The organism is Mucilaginibacter ginsenosidivorans (assembly GCF_007971025.1).
Classification (GTDB): domain Bacteria; phylum Bacteroidota; class Bacteroidia; order Sphingobacteriales; family Sphingobacteriaceae; genus Mucilaginibacter; species Mucilaginibacter ginsenosidivorans.
This window is the reverse complement of record NZ_CP042436.1, coordinates 1,120,088-1,138,003: the sequence shown is the minus strand read 5'-3', so window position 1 is coordinate 1,138,003 and position 17,916 is coordinate 1,120,088. Positions and strand designations below refer to the sequence as shown.

Sequence of the window (17,916 nt, the reverse complement as noted above, 5' to 3'; positions counted from 1 at the left end):
TCTTTTATGACGGCGCTACTTTTTGGGTCGAAGACTTATTTTTTCTAACAGCAGCCGGAATGGCCGCAAAATGAATAAAAGGGGGAAGAGATATATAGGCAGCCTGAAAGTGTTTATGTCTATATATGACGGGATAAAAAAATAAGCAAATGACCGTAAAAGAAAACCGGCCTTATTTGCGGTGTTGTCCTGCGAACTTAACGAGCGCTTTAAAAAACGAGCATTATTAAATTGTAAGCTGCTCAAAGCAACCGGGTATTGCAATGGTACCAACAGGTCTTCCCTGGTTATTTTGGTTGAGAAGGACGGCGCAATATCCACCCCTGTCAGGCTGCTTACAACGGATAAACCTTTTATGAGCCTTTTCTTAAATCCAAACTTAGTTGCAGTTGAAAGAATAACAGAATCGTCTAACAATGCGGGGTCCTTTTTTAATATACAGGCTATATCAATTATGTATTTAAACCGGGTATTCATGTCTTTTACCAGGTGATTGGAAATGGTGGCAAGAAAATCAAATGACGGAGACAGAACGATGTATTCGCCGGAAGCCTGCTTATAGGGTTCTATATGGGGGTTAAAAAATTCAAAGGTGGGATATTTTCCGGCAAAACCGTTGAGAAGCGACCAGTGAACTTCGATGTTGCAATCGTATTTAGGTACGTGGTAAACCATATCCTTAAAAAAAAGCTGGTAAAGTTTAAGGTAACGGCGTGGCACGGTCTCTTTGGGGATGTATCCGCTGTTAATAAAATAATCTTCTATCCTTGCTATATCACTCCGGCTTGCGATAAGGTCGATGTCGATGCTTTCCCTCATTCCCATATTATCATAGTGCCGGGATATTAAAGCAGCACCTTTATAAGCAATTACGGTGATGCCTAAATCTTTTAGATCCGCAGTTATTTTCGCTGTCACTATTGCCTGCATCATGTTTCTTTGCAGCATGATACGGTGATCATTTTCTAACTTTAGCCGGAAGTTCGTATCAACATCAAGGTCGTATTTTAAGATCACATCATAAATAAATGGTCTGATGCCGTGCGCCATGGCTATTTTGTAAACTAATTGCCAGTCGGGAGGCTGCGAGGTCACGAAAGCATTAAGATCAGTTTTTCCGTATCCCGAAAAATACATCCTGCATATCTGCAACAGAAAAAGTTGTTCGTTTGAATAGGTATCTGCCAGATCTTTTAGCGGGATCATTTTTATAGAGGTATAAATTATTCGGTCAGGCCAGCTACTGAAAAGTGGTGCTTAAAGCTAAAAAAGTTTGTGCAAAGTGTGGGTTAACCAACAATAAAAAGATGTTGAAGAGCGGCAAAATACTGGTGCTGTTCCAAAAAACAACGACCGGCAAGTGATACCGGCCGTTGTTTCTCAGGCTTATGATTCGTCGTTTTAATTCCTGACGGGGAATACACCCTGGAGGCAAATAATATAATTCAGGGCCAGGGACGGCTGAATATTGTTGTGGGGAATGGTATTGCCTGCCGGCGCAAGTGTGACGGTGGTTACTGCCGGCGTGGAAACCTTGGTGACAACAATTGATCCAGGATCCATAGCCACGGGCGTACCGGTGGCTGCAAAAAGGTTTACATTTTGCGCCGTATCCTGTCCTAAAAGGCCGCCGGCAGGGCTTGCTTGGCCGGCCAGGCCATTTACGCCGTTCAGGGTAACGTCAGCGGTTGCGCCTGTTCCGGCGGTAACCGTAGCTGTATGCGTATGCGAGGGCAGATTTGACGAAATTAACGTTACCGTTTCAGTTCCAACCATTTCGCCGTTGTCATAGAGGCTCAAGCCGGGCCCCTGCCCGGTGCCGATGAAAGCCCTGCTGGCAAGGTTGGGCAGGGCAAAAGTACTGGTTCCATTACCGCCGTATTGCGTGCCTAAAATTGAAAAAAGTGCCGTATTTGATGCTATTGATAATATCTGCCCCTGGCAGTACGCCCAGGTACGAGGTGCAAAATTTGCGGCAAACATTCTTACTTCTCCTATAGTTCCTTCCATTTTGATAAGTTTTTTAATGATCCATAATTAATTTGGCATTAATCCCTCGATGGGAATATTCCATTGATACAAATGATGTAATTCATAGCCAGTACTGGCTGAATATTAGAATGCGGCAGGCTTGAACCAGCCAGGGAGACGGCGACTCCCGGTAAAGGTGCGGTCAGGCTATTGAGTGTTACCGATCCGGCATTCATAGCAACGGTCTGTGATCCGCCGGGGGCATAAATAGTAGCCGTTGCGTCCTGTCCCAATAGATTACTCTGCGGCAGTGCTTTCCCGCCCTGGCCCGGAACACCCATCAACTCGAATGTCGCGGATGCGGGCGTTGAATCGGTTTGCACAGTTGCTGTATGATTATGCGCAGGTATCTCGGTGGTCAGGAGCGTATGGTTTTCTTCCCCTAAAACCTCTCCGAGGGCATAGTCTGGCAGACCCAAGCCCTGCCCGGTACCTATAACTATCCGGCTTTGTATATTGGGTAATTGAAAAGTGGTTACGCCATCGCCACCATAAGTAGTGCCTATGATAGCAAAAAGTGCTGTCTCCTGGGCGATGGACATTGTTTGCCCCTGGCAGAATTGCCAGTTCAATGGTGCAAAATTACCTGCAAATCCGCGTATTTCGCCAATTGTTCCTTCCATGTGTTTAAGTTTTAAATGGTTAATCTCTTGAAGGGAATATCCCCTGGAGACAAATAATATAATTTAATGCAATGGTGGGCATGATGTTATTGTGTGGCTGGCTGCCCCCGGTAAGCCCGGTCGTAACCGTAGGTGCAGGCACGTTTAGATTTGCATATGTTATTGCATCTCTGGACATTACCGCTGGCGTACCTGTGCCCGGATGTGTAAAAGGTTTGGCTCCCCCGGTTGTATCGGTGCCCAGGAAATTTCCTGCAGGTTGCGATTGCCCGCCTGCATTAACCCCATACAATGTTGCTGTGCCCGTCCCCCTTGTTGTCGGCTGTGTTATAACGGTAGCGTGAGTGTGTGCTGCCATGGTTTGCGATGTTATGGTCACATCGTTAGTGCCGAGGGTTTCACCTAAAACATACTGCGAGAGACCAAGTCCCTGCCCGGTGCCGATCACTGTTTTTCCCCGCAGGTCGGGCAGCATAAAAGTTTGAATTCCATTACCCCCGTAAGTAGTGCCAAGCAATGCAAATAATGCCTGGTTACTTGAAATGGCTAATGTTTGCCCCTGGCAAAGCGCCCATGTTCGGGGGGCAAAGTTCCCGGCGAAAAGCCGGATTTCTGACATTGTTCCTTCCATAATATTTAATTTAAGTTGATGAATTTTTCTCCTGCCCGTACGCCCATACTGAATAGCTTACTGCCCGAAAAATACCCTTCCTGTGTATGGACAACATTGATCTTTAAAAACCGGCTTTCCCGGCAGGCCACGATTAGCCCGTATACAGCATCCGCATAAACTATCGTTCCCGGGTCGGCCCTGAAATTATTTTCAAGCTTTATTTCCGCGGGCGATGTTTCCAATATCCTTATTTCCGCATTTCGTAAATATGTTGAGGCCCCGTCATATTTTGGATTCGAGGCGTTCACCAGGTACTCGATTTCGTCCGCCGATTGTTCTTCCCAGTTGATCTTTAATGTCGTCGCCCCGGGCTTTTTAAAAAATGATGCATCACCGCCATTTGGCTGACCGAGTTCTGGCAGTACCCCGTTCCGGTAATTATCCACTAAAGGCTGAACAAGCCCCGCGGCCATAAATCCCAGGCGCTGGCAAAACAGGCCATAGTTTTCTCCCCTTATCGTTTCCAGGTCCCGTGTCATTACTATGGGGCCTTCATCAATGGCCGGTGTCATGCGATGCACCACGAGGGTAGCTTTCTCCTCCCCGTTTTTTAGCTGCCAGAATATGGGATCGGCCCCTTTGTATGCGGGCAGGTTGCCAAAATGGAAATTGAGGAAACCGCCTCCGGGCATTGCAAGTAAATTTGATGGGATTCGCCAGGGAAACCCAAACACCCACATCATATCGGGATCAATCTGCTGAAGCCAGGTTTGCATTTCAAGCTCCCATGTCTCCCTGGTTAATTGTATAATATTTTCCTTCAATACACCCATCCCTAAAAGTGGTGCAAACAGCCGGCCGCTGCTTCGTGCCAATATCCCGACGCCAGCCAGCAAGCCGTCGCCCGCAAGAGAGGCGATGGCCGGAAAAGCCAGTGAATCGGAATTGCATATAACAGCTATTTTCATATCTAAATACCGAGGTATGGGTTAACCCAACCCGACGAGGGTTGGCTGTTGATGTCGGCTACCACCTGGTTACTAATGCCAATGGTTTCCAGTTCGCCTATTATTTGCCGTGATATTTCGTCTTTGTTTCCCGACCAGGTATTTTTTACCAGGAAGACCCTGCTATCATTGCCGGTCTCGCCGGGCAGTATTTCCAGTTTCCCGCGTTCTGTATTTACGGCCGCCTCTGCCAATGCTCTTTGAAGCGTTTTTCCGCTTGATTTTTCCACGGCCTCCCTGATCAAAAGACCTGTCTCGTATCCAAATTGCACGAATGGGTCGGCAGCGATCTTGCAAAGGCGATCAATTTCTTCTTCCGCGATTTCGCGATACGAGGATATCGTGGTATATACTTCAATTGTTTCACCCCGGGCATCAAACGATTCCAGCAGAAAGGGCAGACCCAGTAATGGTATTTTTTTATGAAGTCCGTTTTTGACATATTCGGACAGGAAAAGACTTGCCTCTTCACCGCAAAATGTAGCCAGTATAAAATCTGGTTCAAATTCGATGATATGCGGTATTACCGATGCAACGTCGGCCAGGCCGTTGTACTGCCTCATTGGCGCTATCGCGAACGGTACCGTACTGTCGGCAGCCGAGGCCTGTATCCCTTTTTGCAACATAACCGGAAACGAATAACCGGAATCATAAATGCCGGAAACCAGCATCCCTCTTTTCCCGAGTGTTTTTACCCCCCAGTTACCCATCGACCATACCTGTTGCCAAGTATGCACCGAGTTTAGGAAAGTATAATCGTTGTACAGCGCCGGGTCGGGAAGGTGTTCACCCAGGTTGTTGATGATGAACGGCCGTTTGTGCTTTTCAAATTTTTCCGACAATTCATAACCTACTTTATTGGAAACAATACCGGTTATAATGTCGGAGTTGTCAAAACTGAATAGTTTATTGATGGCTTTTTCTGCCTGTTCCTTTGATCCCTGCCCTATAAATTCCGGCACGATCTCAACATCAAGACCCGTTAGTGCCTGCCTTAAACCCGTATTAAAGTTTTTAGCCATCGGTAAAATGGTAGAGTTGGATAAAAGCACCCCAACTGTCAGTTTTTCTCCGTTCATTGTAAGTATATAATTAGTAGGCCCACATGCGTAACAGATTACTATAATGCTGCTGTAAAACCCCTACCTCTTCAGTCGCAATATTTTGCTGGTGCAGAGTTTCGGCAACCTGCTGCAAACCGAATAATATCCCGCGCTGCTCCGGCGAGCGAACCAACGATTGTATCCACGTAACCGCCACATGTCGCTGCCCGCTTGTTACCTCATTTACTCTGTGTAAATGCTGGCATGGGTAGCAAATAGCATCTCCCTTGGCCAGTTTGAACTTTATTGACCCGGGCGCCGTCTGTAATTCCAGTTCGCCACCCTCGTATTCGGCCGGATCGTTTAAAAAGACGGTCATAGCTATATCTGTCCGCATCATATTTCCCATTACCGGGCTGTCCACGTGCCAGCCATAACTCATGCCTTTATCATATTTGCTTATCAAAAACGGATGCACATTTTGCGGGAACAAAGCATTTCTGAACAATGCACTCCGGTTTAAAGCATTTAACAGCACCTGCTGTATCGACATGTAAGCCTGCTCATGCTCGTTTAGCTGCAAATTGTCCTTTACTTCCCTGGCCGCCCCCGTGGCAGTTATTTTTCCGTCCTGGTATTTTGCCTGTTCACTTAATTTCCCGATTTGCCCAAGTTCGGCAGCATCAAGCAAGTTTGATAAATGCAGGAACGCGTTCTGAATTATCATATGCCTGGTGATGTATAGGTATTCATAGATGATAAGTTTAGAAAAAGTCAAAAAACGGTACTTAAGCGCTTAGTGACTCAGGTAAAAGTAGCGAATAAATTAACAAAAACAATAGTTATAAATTATTAAGTAATTTACATTTGTTTATTAGGATATTAATTGGTCAATGGTCAATTTAATTTTCTTAATAGACTATTATTTAATGAAAAATAATTTCATAATTAATATATAAATTAATTACTATTTAATAAATGAAAGCCTTATTACCGAATGGCCCTGATCTTCATCTGATATGAGCGTTTACATCTTAGGAACGGGCCTTTCACACGATGGCTCGGCCTGCCTTATAAAAGATGGAAAGATTGTGGCAGCAATAGAAAAGGAACGGCTGACCCGTATCAAGCATGATGGCGGGAACGATCGCGAGGCTGTGAAATATTGCCTGGAAGCTGCAGGTATCGGGGTTAACGACCTTGCGCTGATCATCCAGGCGGCTAATTTCGAGATCGACATTAAGCCCGACCGGTATTCGGGGCAGCGCTATTTTGAAAAAGATATTGATATCCCAATGATAACCCTGTCTCACCATATGGCACATGCCTGGGGCGCCGCAGCAACATCACCCTTCGGGGAATGCAATGTCATGGTTATTGACGGGGCGGGTAGTCCTTATTATCAATGCCGGGATATCGAGGGGGCCATTGTACCCGATTATCCTTTCAATAATGCATTGTTTTGCGAGAAGGATAGCTTTTATTATTTCGACGGAAAGACGCTAAAGCCGTTATATAAAGACTTTTCGGAGGTTCGGCTTTTTGAGAACTCACCCACTTTGAAACTCCCGACCAATTATCATTCTATAGGCGGGCTTTATAGCGCCGCAAGCTTTTATGCCTTTCGTAATATGGACGACGCAGGCAAGCTTATGGGGCTTGCGCCATACGGTAAATTGGACGGCAAACCCAACTTGTTTAAACTGGAAGACGGTAGCGTAGAAATAATTTATGAGCATATTAATGCCTTTTTTACAAACCCGGCTGCGGATTATGATCATTTCAAAAAAGAGTTCAGCCACTATGCCGATATGGCCCGGTGGGTGCAGGACGAGGCTGAGCGGGCGATACTTTATCTTTTTGAACAGAGGCAAAAGATCAGTCCGCATCCCAATATGGCTTATGCAGGGGGGTAGCTTTAAATGCGGTGGCAAACCACAAGCTGCTGCTGAAGGGAAATACAAAAAACCTGTATATGCAGCCCGCTGCGGGCGACAACGGGCTGGCCATTGGTTGCGCTTATTATGGCTGGTACCATGTGTATGGGAATACAAAAAAGGCCGGCCCTGGCGGTTGTCCTTTCCTTGGACGGTCTTATTCGGCCGAAGAGATCAGAAATGCGATAAGGGATTACGGGGATGAAAACAATACGATGCTGAATGTTTCTGTTTCGCAGGATGTGATCTTGGAAACGGCCGGGCTGCTTGCCGAAGGAAATGTGGTCGGCTGGTTTAACAGTGGCGCGGAGTTTGGCCCAAGGGCTCTTGGGCACCGCAGCATTTTGGCCGACCCGCGAATACCAGGAATAAGACAGCGCATTAACCGGGATATTAAATTCCGGGAAGACTTCCGTCCATTTGCCCCGGCAGTAAAGATTGAAGATGCGGGTAAGTATTTTATTTACGGTTGGGAAAGCCCTTACATGATACTTGTCGACCTGGTTAAGCCTGAATGGGCGGCCGAATTACAGGGAGTTGTACACGTGGATGGTACCTGCCGTCTACAAACGGTGAGCCGCGAATGGAACGCCCGGTTTTATGAACTGATAAACCGGTTTGAAAAAGAAGCGGGTATCGGGGTGTTGCTTAACACCTCGCTCAACAGGAAGGGTATGCCAATAGTAGAAACGCCCTCGCAGGCCATCGGGCTGTTCTTTTCAGGGGCGATGGACGCGCTGGTTATGGATGATTTTATAATACGAAAAACGAACTTATGATTTGTTATGCAAGACTCGGCCTGCCCGTTGCTATCAGGAAAATGCAGGCCGAAGTAAAAAAAGTATTGACCAGTGAGAGCTGGATGGGACATTATAACCGGTTGCATTACGATGGCGAATGGAATGTATTGCCTTTGCGCGCACCCAGGGGCGATGCGGGTAAACCATTTGCCGAATTGTTGAATGATGATTCATTTGAAAATACCGGTCTGTTAAAGGCGCTGCCGGCTATAGGCCGCTTTCTCGACGGGTTGCTTTGTGAAAAACAGTCGGTAAGACTGCTGAATTTAAGAGCAGGCGCCATTATCAAACAGCATCGTGATGCCGAGCTTTGTTTTGAAAACGGCGAAGCCCGGTTGCATATACCCGTGTTTACGCACGAAAAAGTTGAGTTCTTTGTGGATGATGAGCGGGTTAATTTGAAGGAGGGCGAATGCTGGTATATCAATGCCAACCTGCCCCACAGGGTTGCTAATATGGGGAACACCGACCGCATACACCTGGTGGTGGATTGCACGCTAAACGACTGGTTAAAACGGGTTTTTGAACTTTCTGAGAAGAAATGCAAAGCGAATGCACAGGATAGGGAATTGCAAATAAGCATCATCCGTAGTTTAAGAATGCACCGGACCGAGGCATCTTCAGCCCTGGCTGATAAGCTGGAAAACGAACTGAATCATGAATAAACCGATCGATTTGATACTAAGTTTTCTCGGGGAAATAGGTATCGGCTATCATTTTGAAAGTATCGACGGAAATACCTTTTTACCGGGTCTCAGGCTTATGGACGGGACGCTGATCATTGACCGGGAAAAACTGCTTTACCCGGGGGATATTTTGCACGAGGCGGGTCACTTAGCCTGTATGCCGGAAGATATAAGGCGTGTAATGAATGACAACCTTGACGGCGACCAGGTACACCAAGGTGGCGAAATGATGGCCATAGCCTGGTCGTACGCTGCATGTTTACACTTGGGTATCGATCCTAAGGTGGTCTTTCATGAACATGGCTATAAGGGTGGCGGAGATAATATCGTCGACAACTTTAACCGGGGGCAATACTTTGGAGTTCCGCTGCTGGAATGGTGCGGTATGAGTTATGGCCCGGCAACTGCGAAGAAGCTAAACAAGCAACCGTTCCCGCAAATGATCAGTTGGCTGTGCGAAAAAAATATGTTTAACAACTGACCTTTATATTTTTATGGGCCAAACATTTTTATCACCGGACACCTTAATTCCCTTTTCAGAAACAGGGAAGCTTGGTATCATGCACCTCAAAAGGTTTTGGAACAAAGTTTTACTGAAGAGGGAAAATAAGCTATCGCAAAATGACTGGCAGGACGAGTGGCAGCTTGATCGAACTTTGCTTTCGGCCCTTGGCCTTGGGCTCGAACAATGCCTGATCTACATATTCCGGGAAACGCCATCTTTCGGGAAGTTCGAAACCTGGATAATCGAAACAGCCGGTTACCCGCGGCAGGAAGATGTGTTACGTTTTAACGACCTTTTCGGCGATAAAAATAAAGAACCCGCAAATGTCATACAGCCGGTACTGGATGTTGAACAGCTAAAATGCTGGCAGGAAAATGGCTATGTTATCATCAGGAATGCCGTTTCGAAGGACGACTGTGAAGAAACCATCGAGGTTATTTGCGATTTTATCGGCGTAAAGCGAGTCGACCCGGCTACCTGGTACAAACAGCATCCATCCATCCAGGGCATTATGGTGCAGCTTTTTCAGCATCCGTTATTAAATAAGAACAGGCAATCAGAAAAAGTGCGAATGGCCTATGAGCAGCTTTGGCAACGGAAAGATATTTGGGTAACTGCGGACCGTGTGGGCTTTAATCCGCCTGAAACGGAACGGTGGAAATTTCCCGGTCCAAACATGCACTGGGACTGTAGCCTTACTTTACCCATACCATTTTCCCTGCAGGGTTTGCTTTACCTTTCGGACACGGAAGCTTCGCAGGGCGCCTTCACTTTGGTGCCCGGCTTCCATAACCGCATCGAAAAGTGGCTGCACTCCCTGCCGGCAGGGACGGACCCACGGAAACAGGACCTTCATGCGCTGGGTAGTACACCCATAGCCGCCAATGGCGGCGATTTTATAATCTGGCACCAGGCACTGCCACATGGCAGCAGGCCCAATACATCGGATAAACCCAGGTTTGTTCAATACTTCACCTATGAACCGGTCGATATAAGAGAGGCCGACCTTTGGATTTGACAAGCCGGAGGGTGCTCATAAATTCCAGGTAAATTTTTTTAAGATAAATTTGCGCAAGTAAATACTTGCGTTTATATTTGCAAGCATTTACTTGCATAAAGGACAGCAAATGGAAATGAGAAGAGACGCCTTCCAGGCGATAGCGGACCCGACAAGGAGGCAGATCATAGGGATGTTATCGAATACAGCATTGAACGTGAATACGCTGGCGGAAAGTTTTGATATGAGCCGGCAAGCTATTTCGCTTCATGTTAAAATCCTTACTGAGTGCGGTTTGATCAGTATACAGCAAAAGGGCCGCGAACGATTTTGCGAGGCGCAGCTGAATAAGCTAAGTGAGGTGGCGGCATGGGTGGAGCAATACAAGCAGCATTGGGAGAGCAAACTGGACAACATGGAAACTTATTTGGAAAAACTTAAAAAAGAGAGATATGGAAAATGATCAAAGCAATACCAAAGACCGCGAGCTCCGCATTTCGAGAAAGCTGAAAGCGCCGGTAGAGCTGGTTTGGGAAATTTGGACCAAGCCCGAACACATTGCTAACTGGTGGGGCCCAAATGGATTTACCAATACCATAACGACCATGGATATGCGTCCAGGTGGCGAATGGAACCTTGTGATGCATGGCCCCGACGGAACGGACTATAAGAACAAGAGTATTTTTAAAGAGATCATCCCGCTCAAAAAGATAGTTTATGAACACGCAAGCAGCCCAAAGTTCGTGGCGACCATCGAGTTTGAGGACCTTGGCGAAGAGACCTTCCTGAGCTGGCACATGCTTTTTGAAAGTGCAGAACAATTTATACAGGTTGTAAAAACTTACGGAGCCGACGAGGGCCTGAAACAAAATGTCCAAAAACTCTCGGTTTATTTAGAAGGAATGAAAAAATAGGAATAGATCACGCTATGGCAACTATGAGAATAAATGCCGGACTGAGATCGCTGATTCTGATCGTTTTATTTATTGCTGTATCGGCGGTGGTTACGAACGCACAATAAGCTAATAATATGAAAAATTCAAAAATAACGGGATACGCACCCGTAAACGGTTTGAAAATGTATTATGAGATCTATGGCGAAGGCAACTTGCCGCTGATATTGATTCACGGCGGCGGATCGACCATAGAAACTACCTTCGGCACTATGCTGCCTTTTCTTTCAGGCTGTGGTAAATTGATAGCCATAGAATTACAGGCGCATGGCCGCACCGCGGATCGTGACGCTCCGGAATCGTTTGAGCAGGATTCGGATGACGTAGCCGCCTTGCTCAAATACCTTAAAATAGAGAAGGCAAATTTCTTTGGGTTCAGTAATGGGGGCACCACCACTTTACAGATAGCGATAAGGCACCCTGAACTGGTGAATAAAATAGTAGATCTTTCCGGCGCCTACCGAAGAGACGGGTTTATCGACGGATTTTTTGAAGGTTTTAATGGCGCCACAATGGACAATATGCCCGAAGCCCTTAAAGAGGCTTTTTTAAAAGTAACGCCCGATAAAAGCCGTTTGCAGGCGATGTTTGACAGGGATGTGGCGCGTATGATCGCTTTCAGAGATATTCCTGATGATATGATCCGGTCAATAAAGGTCCCGGCACTTATCATGGTATCCGACCAGGACGTGATGCCTGCCGACCATGCGGTGAAGTTATCCCGGTTGATCCCAGGTGGCCGGCTGGCGGTATTGCCCGGCCCTCACGGTACGTGTATCGGTGAGATGGGCATGGCAAAAAAAGGAAGCAGGCTACCCGAACTTACCGCTGCACTGATAGAAGAATTCTTAAATGACTGATCGTTAAAAATCGAACCAGGCACTACCCCTTATACCAAAGCGGGTTGTGTGGGGATTGTCGAGATAGGTGAACCTTTCGACAAGGTCAATGCGAAATACTTTGAAGATATTGCCGATGCCGACGCTGCCCTCCAGGTAAGGCGTTTTATTGATGGTGTAGGTTTCTGATATGCCATTCTGATCCGTAGGGAATTGGAATAACGAAGGGTGTAACGCTGGGTTATTCTCGTCGCGCAAGCCGCCATAAATGGCTTTTATGCCTACAACCTCGCGCCATTTCAATTTTTTCAACAGGGGTATCTTGTTAAAGAAGAAGCCGTTCGGTGTATACTCAAACTGCGCTGCCGCGTAGTGGTCGCTTACAAACTCGAGGAAATTCATTAGGTTGTACGAATGAAAATCGTAGGTATAGGTCTGGTTGGCCTGGTGAATGCTTAACAGCGGGAAAGGCACCTGCCCAAACAGGTAACTGCCCTGTACCGAAAGATCGGCATAGCCCAGTTGCGAAAAGTAAAAACGCTTATCGAGCCGGCCCAACAGATTCTTGTAATTATAGTCGCCGCCAAAAAGTCCTTTTATACTCTGCCTGTAGTCCAGGTTAAGTATGGGGTATTTACTTGGAATGGTTATGCGATACTGTTTTCCCTGCACTAATTGTTCATGCGGGGCATACCGTAGGTTAAGTGAAAATTCAGATGTAGTTACATCGTGAACGCTGTTAGGCATCCCATTTACTTCATTAACAAAATATAATGACCCGGCTGGGGTTTGCCGCCAGCTTTTAAAACCGAGTGAGTAAGAGAAATGATTTTCAAATTCATTTACATAATCCAGCTTGTAGTATTGGTTGTAAAGGAATTTATCATTCACGCCGCGCGTAAACGACAGGAACAAGGCATCCTGCTGCGCAAAAGATATTTCCTCACCGGGTATCTTTGCTTCATATTGAACGGTGGCCTTAATATAGCTTAGGGGAAACTTATAGATCGATTTATTATTAAATGAATAAGCGGCACTTAACAGGTATTTAAATTTATCATCTTTGAATCCATAGGCGCCGTAAGCTTCGAGGTAATACCTTGTGCTGAAAGCCGTCGTCGTACGCCCCCCAACGCGAAAGCGGTTGCCCTCTACGTCGTTAAAACTATAAAAGGTACCAAAAGGCCCCATTTCTATCGGCCCAAAGCTTTTAAAGCCGGTAGCTACCAAGGTAATGATATCCATTGTGCGCTTGTAAGCGGGTATGGTTTGCAGCGTATCGATGTTTTTATAAACGCCGGCCTCAATCTTCGTCAGCGTATCCCGTCCACGGCTGTCCGACCAAAACTGGCTGCCCTGCTTCAGCGCATTTTTTTTGATAACCAACTGGTCGCCGTCGTAGATACTATCCGGTCTCGGGTGGTTTATAAGATAGTTTTGATAGGATATCGTCCGCTCCCCGAAAATCCCACGCTGCCCGTTCTTGTTCAGCCCAAAGTCGGCCTTCATGTCACTTTTACTTAAATGGTAACGTCCATCGGGGTTCTTCTCATAGGTCAGGTCGACCGACATGCCGCGTACCCAGTTAAGGTTAATATTTTTATTGGTAGAAAGTCGTGCCTTCTGCACCGAGTAATGCCCGTCAAGCGTGATAAAGATCAGCCCTTCAAACAGCAAATCGTTGCCATTGCGCGGGGTAAAACTTAGCTCTACCATTTTTTTACCATCAACCTCGATGGTGTCAGTAATAAAGAATTTGTAAAAGGTTGGGGCAGCATCCGAAATGGGGCTCAGGAACTGGTTGGTCATCAAAAAGATATTGTTCGAATAAATATCTACCTCGGCGTACATGCGGTTGAGATAAGTATTCACACCCTCTTCGTCCACAAAATTGATGATGTTGACCTTTTTCTCGCCCTCCACTATCTTCTTTGTTTTCTCCGGCTGCTTGCGGTAATAGGTTTGCGTCAGCTTCTCCTCCAGGTAAACAGGCAACAGCGCTTTACCCGGCATGCTGGTAGTGTCCTTGTTATCAAAGTAAAATTTATAAGGACGCATCAGCTTGCGCTGTGTGAGCTTCTCAGAAACATTGATAAACGAAAATTCGAGCTTTTCATACTGTTTGTATTCGGTATAGTCATAGCTCTGCATGCGGTTCTCTTCCTTATGCGCTATCACCTGGCGTATCAGTTCAACTGCAGGGTTGTCCTTATTACGGTAACGGGTCTTTTTGCCGGCATGAATGGTTACATCGGCAAGCGTTTGCACTTCGGCTTGCATCCGTACATGGATTACCTGGTCCTTACCTGCTATAATAGTGCGGATAACAGATTTATATCCTACAGATGAAAATTTTAATTGGGTATAAGTTTTACCTGTTTCAATACGGTATTTGCCGCTGGTCCCTGTATTTGTTCCTATGGAGGTACCGGGGAAAGATACAGTTACAAAAGGTATTAACTGGTTGGTTTGTGCATCGGTAACGGTGCCGCTTACGATGGTGTTTTGCCCTTTTGCGGTTACGGACAAAAGAAGTATAAATGCAAAAAGGCTGTATTTCATTCGAATGCTTTCCAACTGATTATCATGGTAGTATGGGTATGCTGTTTAAAAGCATTTAGCATAAAGAACATCTTTACTTGTTTTACCTTTTGTACCGCTTTCAAAGTTAACGGCGGGAGCCTAAAAATGTTATGAATGTCCATTATATATGGTCACCGGCCTGTAAAAACACGCCGAACGGCAATATCCGTTATTTGAATGATCTAATGCAATAAAAATTTGCGAAATAAGCCTTCTGTGCTTAGTGGAGCAGATCGCCGATCTTTTTCACCAGCACATTGATATCAAAAGGCTTGGTGATAAAAGCATCGAAACCAAAATGGCCCAAAGAAACAGCTAATTCGGGATAGGCTGATATCAGGATGACCGGTATATGACAGGTATCCTTGTTGCCTTTTATTTGCTGGCATATCTTGCCACCGTTCGTACCCGATAGCAGGTAATCGGTTAAAACAAGGTCCGGTTTATATTCCCCAACAGATTTAAGTATATCATCAGTTCGCTCAAGTCCTTTAACTTCATAATCATTGTGGACCAATACCGTTTCTAATACCTGAAGTATATCTTCGTCATCTTCTATTATTAATACCCGTTTTGACATTTTTATCCCGTGATAAAGTGAATCAACATGGTAAACCAAAAATCAAATGAAATGTTTGGAATGATTTGCTGAATTTTAAATATTAATTAATGATTATGGAACATTACGCATATCGTTCGGTCAGCGTTGCCACAAACAGTATCTTTTATGGCAGGTTCCAGGATCACATGATCTTGCCGGGCATCAAATGCCCTAAATGAGCATTAATGCCTGAAATTTTTTTCATAGGATGAATTATAGAGGCAATGCAAGGTACAAAATTGCCTCTGTTTCAGCAAGTGCGAACGAGAATAATTACCGGGAAAGGTTAATTATTTATTAAAAAATTCTACAAGCACCGGCCCGATGGCCTTTTCTGACACATTGTGAGTTTGCCCTTTTAACATCCGCAGTTCGCTATTGGGCATTACCCCGGCTAGTTTTTTTACTGAGTTCCGCAGCAAAACCTGGCTTTTATCGCCGCCCGACACAAGCGTGCGCACCTTAACTGACCTGGCCCGCTCCTCCGGCAGTCCGAAGCCATCCAGGATAGTAATATCATAAGGAAGGGTATGGGCAACGGCCTTCAGTTTTTTCCAGATGGGGAACAGTGTCATCATAAAAACAACAAGCGGGGGTATGCCAATAATATCTTTCATAAAATATTTTACAGCATCGGCCCGCCGGTCCTGTGTAACAAGGGCCTTTAGTTGTGCCAGCGCATCGGCCGGGGCATGGTGTCCTTCGTCCGAAACATCAAAGGGTGGCTCATACAAGGCAAGTTTGGTGATATTCAATTCGCTTGCAGCGGCGGCGAGGGCAAGGGCAGCGCCAGAGGATATGCCATATACGTAAGCCGATCCACCCGCTTCACCGATAAGCGCGTCAATGTCCTCTATTTCGCGTTCAACGGCGTAAGGTTTGGTATCACCGCTCTCATTTCTTCCGCGTCGGTCGTACGTGATGACCGTAAAATTATTGGCAAGGTACTGCGCCAGTTTAGGCATAGGGCCAAAATCCCGGCTGCACATCGCGCCATCAACTAATATTAAAGGTAGGCCGCTGCCGGTTTTTTCATAAGCGATAGGTGTACCGTCTTTCGATGTTACTTGTGCCATTTTGATGAGTTTGAATTTTATTCGAGTATATCGCACCGGTAACCATGCCCGGTTACCAGTGCGGTTATCTTTTCATGACGGATGTTATTCCCTTCCACGCGTAATATCTTATCGCAATCCTCCAGGTCGAAATTGATGCGGCATAACGGGAACTGCTGCGAAAGTATATTCAACAGCCGTTTTGCCTGCCTTTTCTGCTTCACATTTGTTTTAAAAACCTCTACCGTTTGCGTTTCCATCGTGTAAAGTATTAATTGTCAGATCAGGCAGCCATATTTTTGTGATAGGTAAAATAGGAGCCTAACAGGATAGCTATAAAAATGAACATCGGAGCCCATGCCCCCACCGGATCGCCTATAGCGATGAACGAATAGGTTGCTCCCAGCAGATCGAAAAAAAAGCCCGCGTAGGCCCATTCTTTTAATCTCCGGAATCCGGGAACAAGGATGGCGACAACTCCCAGCATCTTTGCGACAGCAAGGAATTTAAAAATGTAGCCCGGGTAACCAAGCTTTACCATTTCGGGATTGGGCGGCTGTGGTATGAAAGTCATAACCGCCGAGAACAGCATTAATCCGCAGATGATGATCGTACAGATCCAGTAAATGATTTTGATTGTTTTCATTGTTTTAGTGAGTTTGATTTTATGATGAATTATTTCTTTTCTTCAGTACAGTTCACCATCCAGTTGATACCGAATTTATCAGTAAAACTGCCATAATAAGCGCCCCAGAACATATCCATCAGCGGCATGGTTATCTGTCCGCCTTCCGAAAGGCCGTCGAATAATCTTTTGGTTTCCTCGCGGGTATCAGGCTCCAGGTTAATGTGCATATTGTCGCCTCTTTTTAGGGTAAAACCCATGGATTCGGGCGCATCCGTGCCTTTCAGTATGTGGCCGCCGAGGATGGGTAGCTCAATGTGAAGGATCAATTTTTTGTCCTCTTCACTTAAAGGCGGCATGCCTTCGTGCGGCGGAATTTCGCCAAACCTTGCTATGCCCGGACCTGAAAATTCTGTACCGAATACCGACTTATAAAAATTGAATGCCTGCTCGGTCTCCGTACTGAAATTGAGGTAGGTAGTTACTCTTGACATGGTAGTAGTTTTTAATTGTTTTTGCAGATCGAACCGTGATTTGATATAGAGTTCCAGTTTATCGATAGTTTGGTTGCTGCCTTCCACAACGCCGAATTGTTTTACAGCGAAATCACGTTCGGCAGCGCTAGCATAAATACTACGCATGGTTAGCCAGGTTTTTGCTCCCCGCTGTTCAAAAGTCACGGTCACTTTAAAGTTGGCGTCGTAGCTTTCATCTGCAGCATGCAGGTAGGCCAACCGCTCGGGCTTCACCACTTCAGTGAACAAAACAAAGTTTGGAAAACTAACCCCGCCTGGGCCGTTCATTTCAAAATGCCACTTACCACCGGGCTTTATCTCGATGTGGTGAAAAGTGCTGCTGAAACCCTGGCAGCCCCACCAGTTTACAAGATGCTTCGGGTTGGTCCAGGCTTCGAACACCAGCTCGCGGGGGGCATCCAGCAATCGGTTGATCACTATCTCGCGGTCATCTGTTTTGCCACCGAATTTGTCGGGGGATGTTGCTGTATCTTTCATATTAC

21 protein-coding genes are annotated in these 17,916 nt (G+C 46.0%); 8 read left to right on the top strand and 13 right to left on the bottom strand.

Annotated features, from left to right (window positions below; translation table 11 throughout):
• Positions 1–15: 15 nt before the first annotated feature.
• The 7 genes from FRZ54_RS05220 to FRZ54_RS05190 form a co-directional block, all read right to left on the bottom strand.
• Complete coding sequence (locus FRZ54_RS05220) at positions 16–1,206, bottom strand: nucleotidyltransferase domain-containing protein (protein WP_147030590.1); 1,191 nt, start codon at positions 1,204–1,206, stop codon at positions 16–18.
• Positions 1,207–1,401: 195 nt separating this feature from the next.
• Positions 1,402–2,010, bottom strand: coding sequence for a phage tail protein (locus FRZ54_RS05215; RefSeq protein WP_147030589.1), 609 nt, complete (start codon positions 2,008–2,010; stop codon positions 1,402–1,404).
• A 38-nt stretch (positions 2,011–2,048) separates the two neighbouring features.
• Positions 2,049–2,654, bottom strand: a complete 606-nt coding sequence (locus FRZ54_RS05210) for a phage tail protein (RefSeq protein WP_147030588.1) — start codon at positions 2,652–2,654, stop codon at positions 2,049–2,051.
• A 19-nt stretch (positions 2,655–2,673) separates the two neighbouring features.
• The gene (locus FRZ54_RS05205) at positions 2,674–3,285 is read right to left on the bottom strand and encodes a phage tail protein (protein ID WP_147030587.1); all 612 of its coding nucleotides are present in this window, start codon (positions 3,283–3,285) and stop codon (positions 2,674–2,676) included.
• 5 nt (positions 3,286–3,290) lie between these two features.
• On the bottom strand, positions 3,291–4,235 hold the full coding sequence (locus FRZ54_RS05200) for a formyltransferase family protein (RefSeq protein ID WP_147030586.1): 945 nt from the start codon (positions 4,233–4,235) through the stop codon (positions 3,291–3,293).
• Between the two features lie 2 nt (positions 4,236–4,237).
• On the bottom strand, positions 4,238–5,353 hold the full coding sequence (locus FRZ54_RS05195; protein ID WP_147030585.1) for an ABC transporter substrate-binding protein: 1,116 nt from the start codon (positions 5,351–5,353) through the stop codon (positions 4,238–4,240).
• 13 nt (positions 5,354–5,366) lie between these two features.
• Positions 5,367–6,044 (bottom strand): Fe2+-dependent dioxygenase, encoded by a 678-nt coding sequence (locus tag FRZ54_RS05190; protein WP_147030584.1) that lies wholly within the window; start codon positions 6,042–6,044, stop codon positions 5,367–5,369.
• A 292-nt stretch (positions 6,045–6,336) separates the two neighbouring features.
• On the opposite strand from FRZ54_RS05190, the gene FRZ54_RS05185 reads away from it, so the two are divergent.
• The 8 genes from FRZ54_RS05185 to FRZ54_RS05150 all read left to right on the top strand — a co-directional run bounded on the left by FRZ54_RS05185 (position 6,337) and on the right by FRZ54_RS05150 (position 12,055).
• Positions 6,337–7,233 carry a carbamoyltransferase N-terminal domain-containing protein gene (locus FRZ54_RS05185; protein ID WP_147030583.1) on the top strand — a complete coding sequence of 299 codons (897 nt, stop codon included), beginning with the start codon at positions 6,337–6,339 and terminating at the stop codon, positions 7,231–7,233.
• Between the two features lie 11 nt (positions 7,234–7,244).
• Positions 7,245–8,033, top strand: a complete 789-nt coding sequence (locus FRZ54_RS05180) for a carbamoyltransferase C-terminal domain-containing protein (RefSeq protein WP_147030582.1) — start codon at positions 7,245–7,247, stop codon at positions 8,031–8,033.
• On the top strand, positions 8,030–8,719 hold the full coding sequence (locus FRZ54_RS05175; RefSeq protein WP_147030581.1) for an aspartyl/asparaginyl beta-hydroxylase domain-containing protein: 690 nt from the start codon (positions 8,030–8,032) through the stop codon (positions 8,717–8,719). The genes FRZ54_RS05180 and FRZ54_RS05175 overlap by 4 nt, the downstream gene beginning before the upstream one ends.
• Positions 8,712–9,221 carry a hypothetical protein gene (locus FRZ54_RS05170; RefSeq protein ID WP_147030580.1) on the top strand — a complete coding sequence of 170 codons (510 nt, stop codon included), beginning with the start codon at positions 8,712–8,714 and terminating at the stop codon, positions 9,219–9,221. Before FRZ54_RS05175 ends, FRZ54_RS05170 begins: the two co-directional genes overlap by 8 nt.
• A gap of 13 nt (positions 9,222–9,234) precedes the next feature.
• Positions 9,235–10,263, top strand: coding sequence for a phytanoyl-CoA dioxygenase family protein (locus FRZ54_RS05165; protein ID WP_147030579.1), 1,029 nt, complete (start codon positions 9,235–9,237; stop codon positions 10,261–10,263).
• A 109-nt stretch (positions 10,264–10,372) separates the two neighbouring features.
• Positions 10,373–10,705 (top strand): ArsR/SmtB family transcription factor, encoded by a 333-nt coding sequence (locus tag FRZ54_RS05160; RefSeq protein WP_147030578.1) that lies wholly within the window; start codon positions 10,373–10,375, stop codon positions 10,703–10,705.
• A complete protein-coding gene (locus tag FRZ54_RS05155; RefSeq protein WP_147030577.1) occupies positions 10,695–11,156 on the top strand; it encodes an SRPBCC family protein in 462 nt (153 codons plus the stop codon). Before FRZ54_RS05160 ends, FRZ54_RS05155 begins: the two co-directional genes overlap by 11 nt.
• A 116-nt stretch (positions 11,157–11,272) precedes the next feature.
• Positions 11,273–12,055 carry an alpha/beta fold hydrolase gene (locus FRZ54_RS05150; RefSeq protein ID WP_147030576.1) on the top strand — a complete coding sequence of 261 codons (783 nt, stop codon included), beginning with the start codon at positions 11,273–11,275 and terminating at the stop codon, positions 12,053–12,055.
• A 3-nt stretch (positions 12,056–12,058) separates the two neighbouring features.
• Here FRZ54_RS05150 and FRZ54_RS05145 read toward each other — a convergent pair whose 3' ends face one another.
• The 6 genes from FRZ54_RS05145 to FRZ54_RS24600 form a co-directional block, all read right to left on the bottom strand.
• Positions 12,059–14,596, bottom strand: coding sequence for a DUF5686 and carboxypeptidase-like regulatory domain-containing protein (locus tag FRZ54_RS05145; protein WP_147030575.1), 2,538 nt, complete (start codon positions 14,594–14,596; stop codon positions 12,059–12,061).
• A 241-nt stretch (positions 14,597–14,837) separates the two neighbouring features.
• Positions 14,838–15,197, bottom strand: a complete 360-nt coding sequence (locus FRZ54_RS05140) for a response regulator (RefSeq protein WP_147030574.1) — start codon at positions 15,195–15,197, stop codon at positions 14,838–14,840.
• A gap of 311 nt (positions 15,198–15,508) precedes the next feature.
• The gene (locus tag FRZ54_RS05135; protein ID WP_147030573.1) at positions 15,509–16,294 is read right to left on the bottom strand and encodes an alpha/beta fold hydrolase; all 786 of its coding nucleotides are present in this window, start codon (positions 16,292–16,294) and stop codon (positions 15,509–15,511) included.
• A 17-nt stretch (positions 16,295–16,311) separates the two neighbouring features.
• Entirely contained in the window at positions 16,312–16,533 is a 222-nt protein-coding gene (locus FRZ54_RS05130) for a hypothetical protein (protein ID WP_147030572.1), read from the bottom strand.
• Positions 16,534–16,556: 23 nt separating this feature from the next.
• Complete coding sequence (locus FRZ54_RS05125) at positions 16,557–16,919, bottom strand: DoxX family protein (protein ID WP_147030571.1); 363 nt, start codon at positions 16,917–16,919, stop codon at positions 16,557–16,559.
• A 29-nt stretch (positions 16,920–16,948) separates the two neighbouring features.
• Positions 16,949–17,911, bottom strand: coding sequence for an SRPBCC domain-containing protein (locus FRZ54_RS24600; RefSeq protein WP_147030570.1), 963 nt, complete (start codon positions 17,909–17,911; stop codon positions 16,949–16,951).
• Positions 17,912–17,916 lie beyond the last annotated feature (5 nt).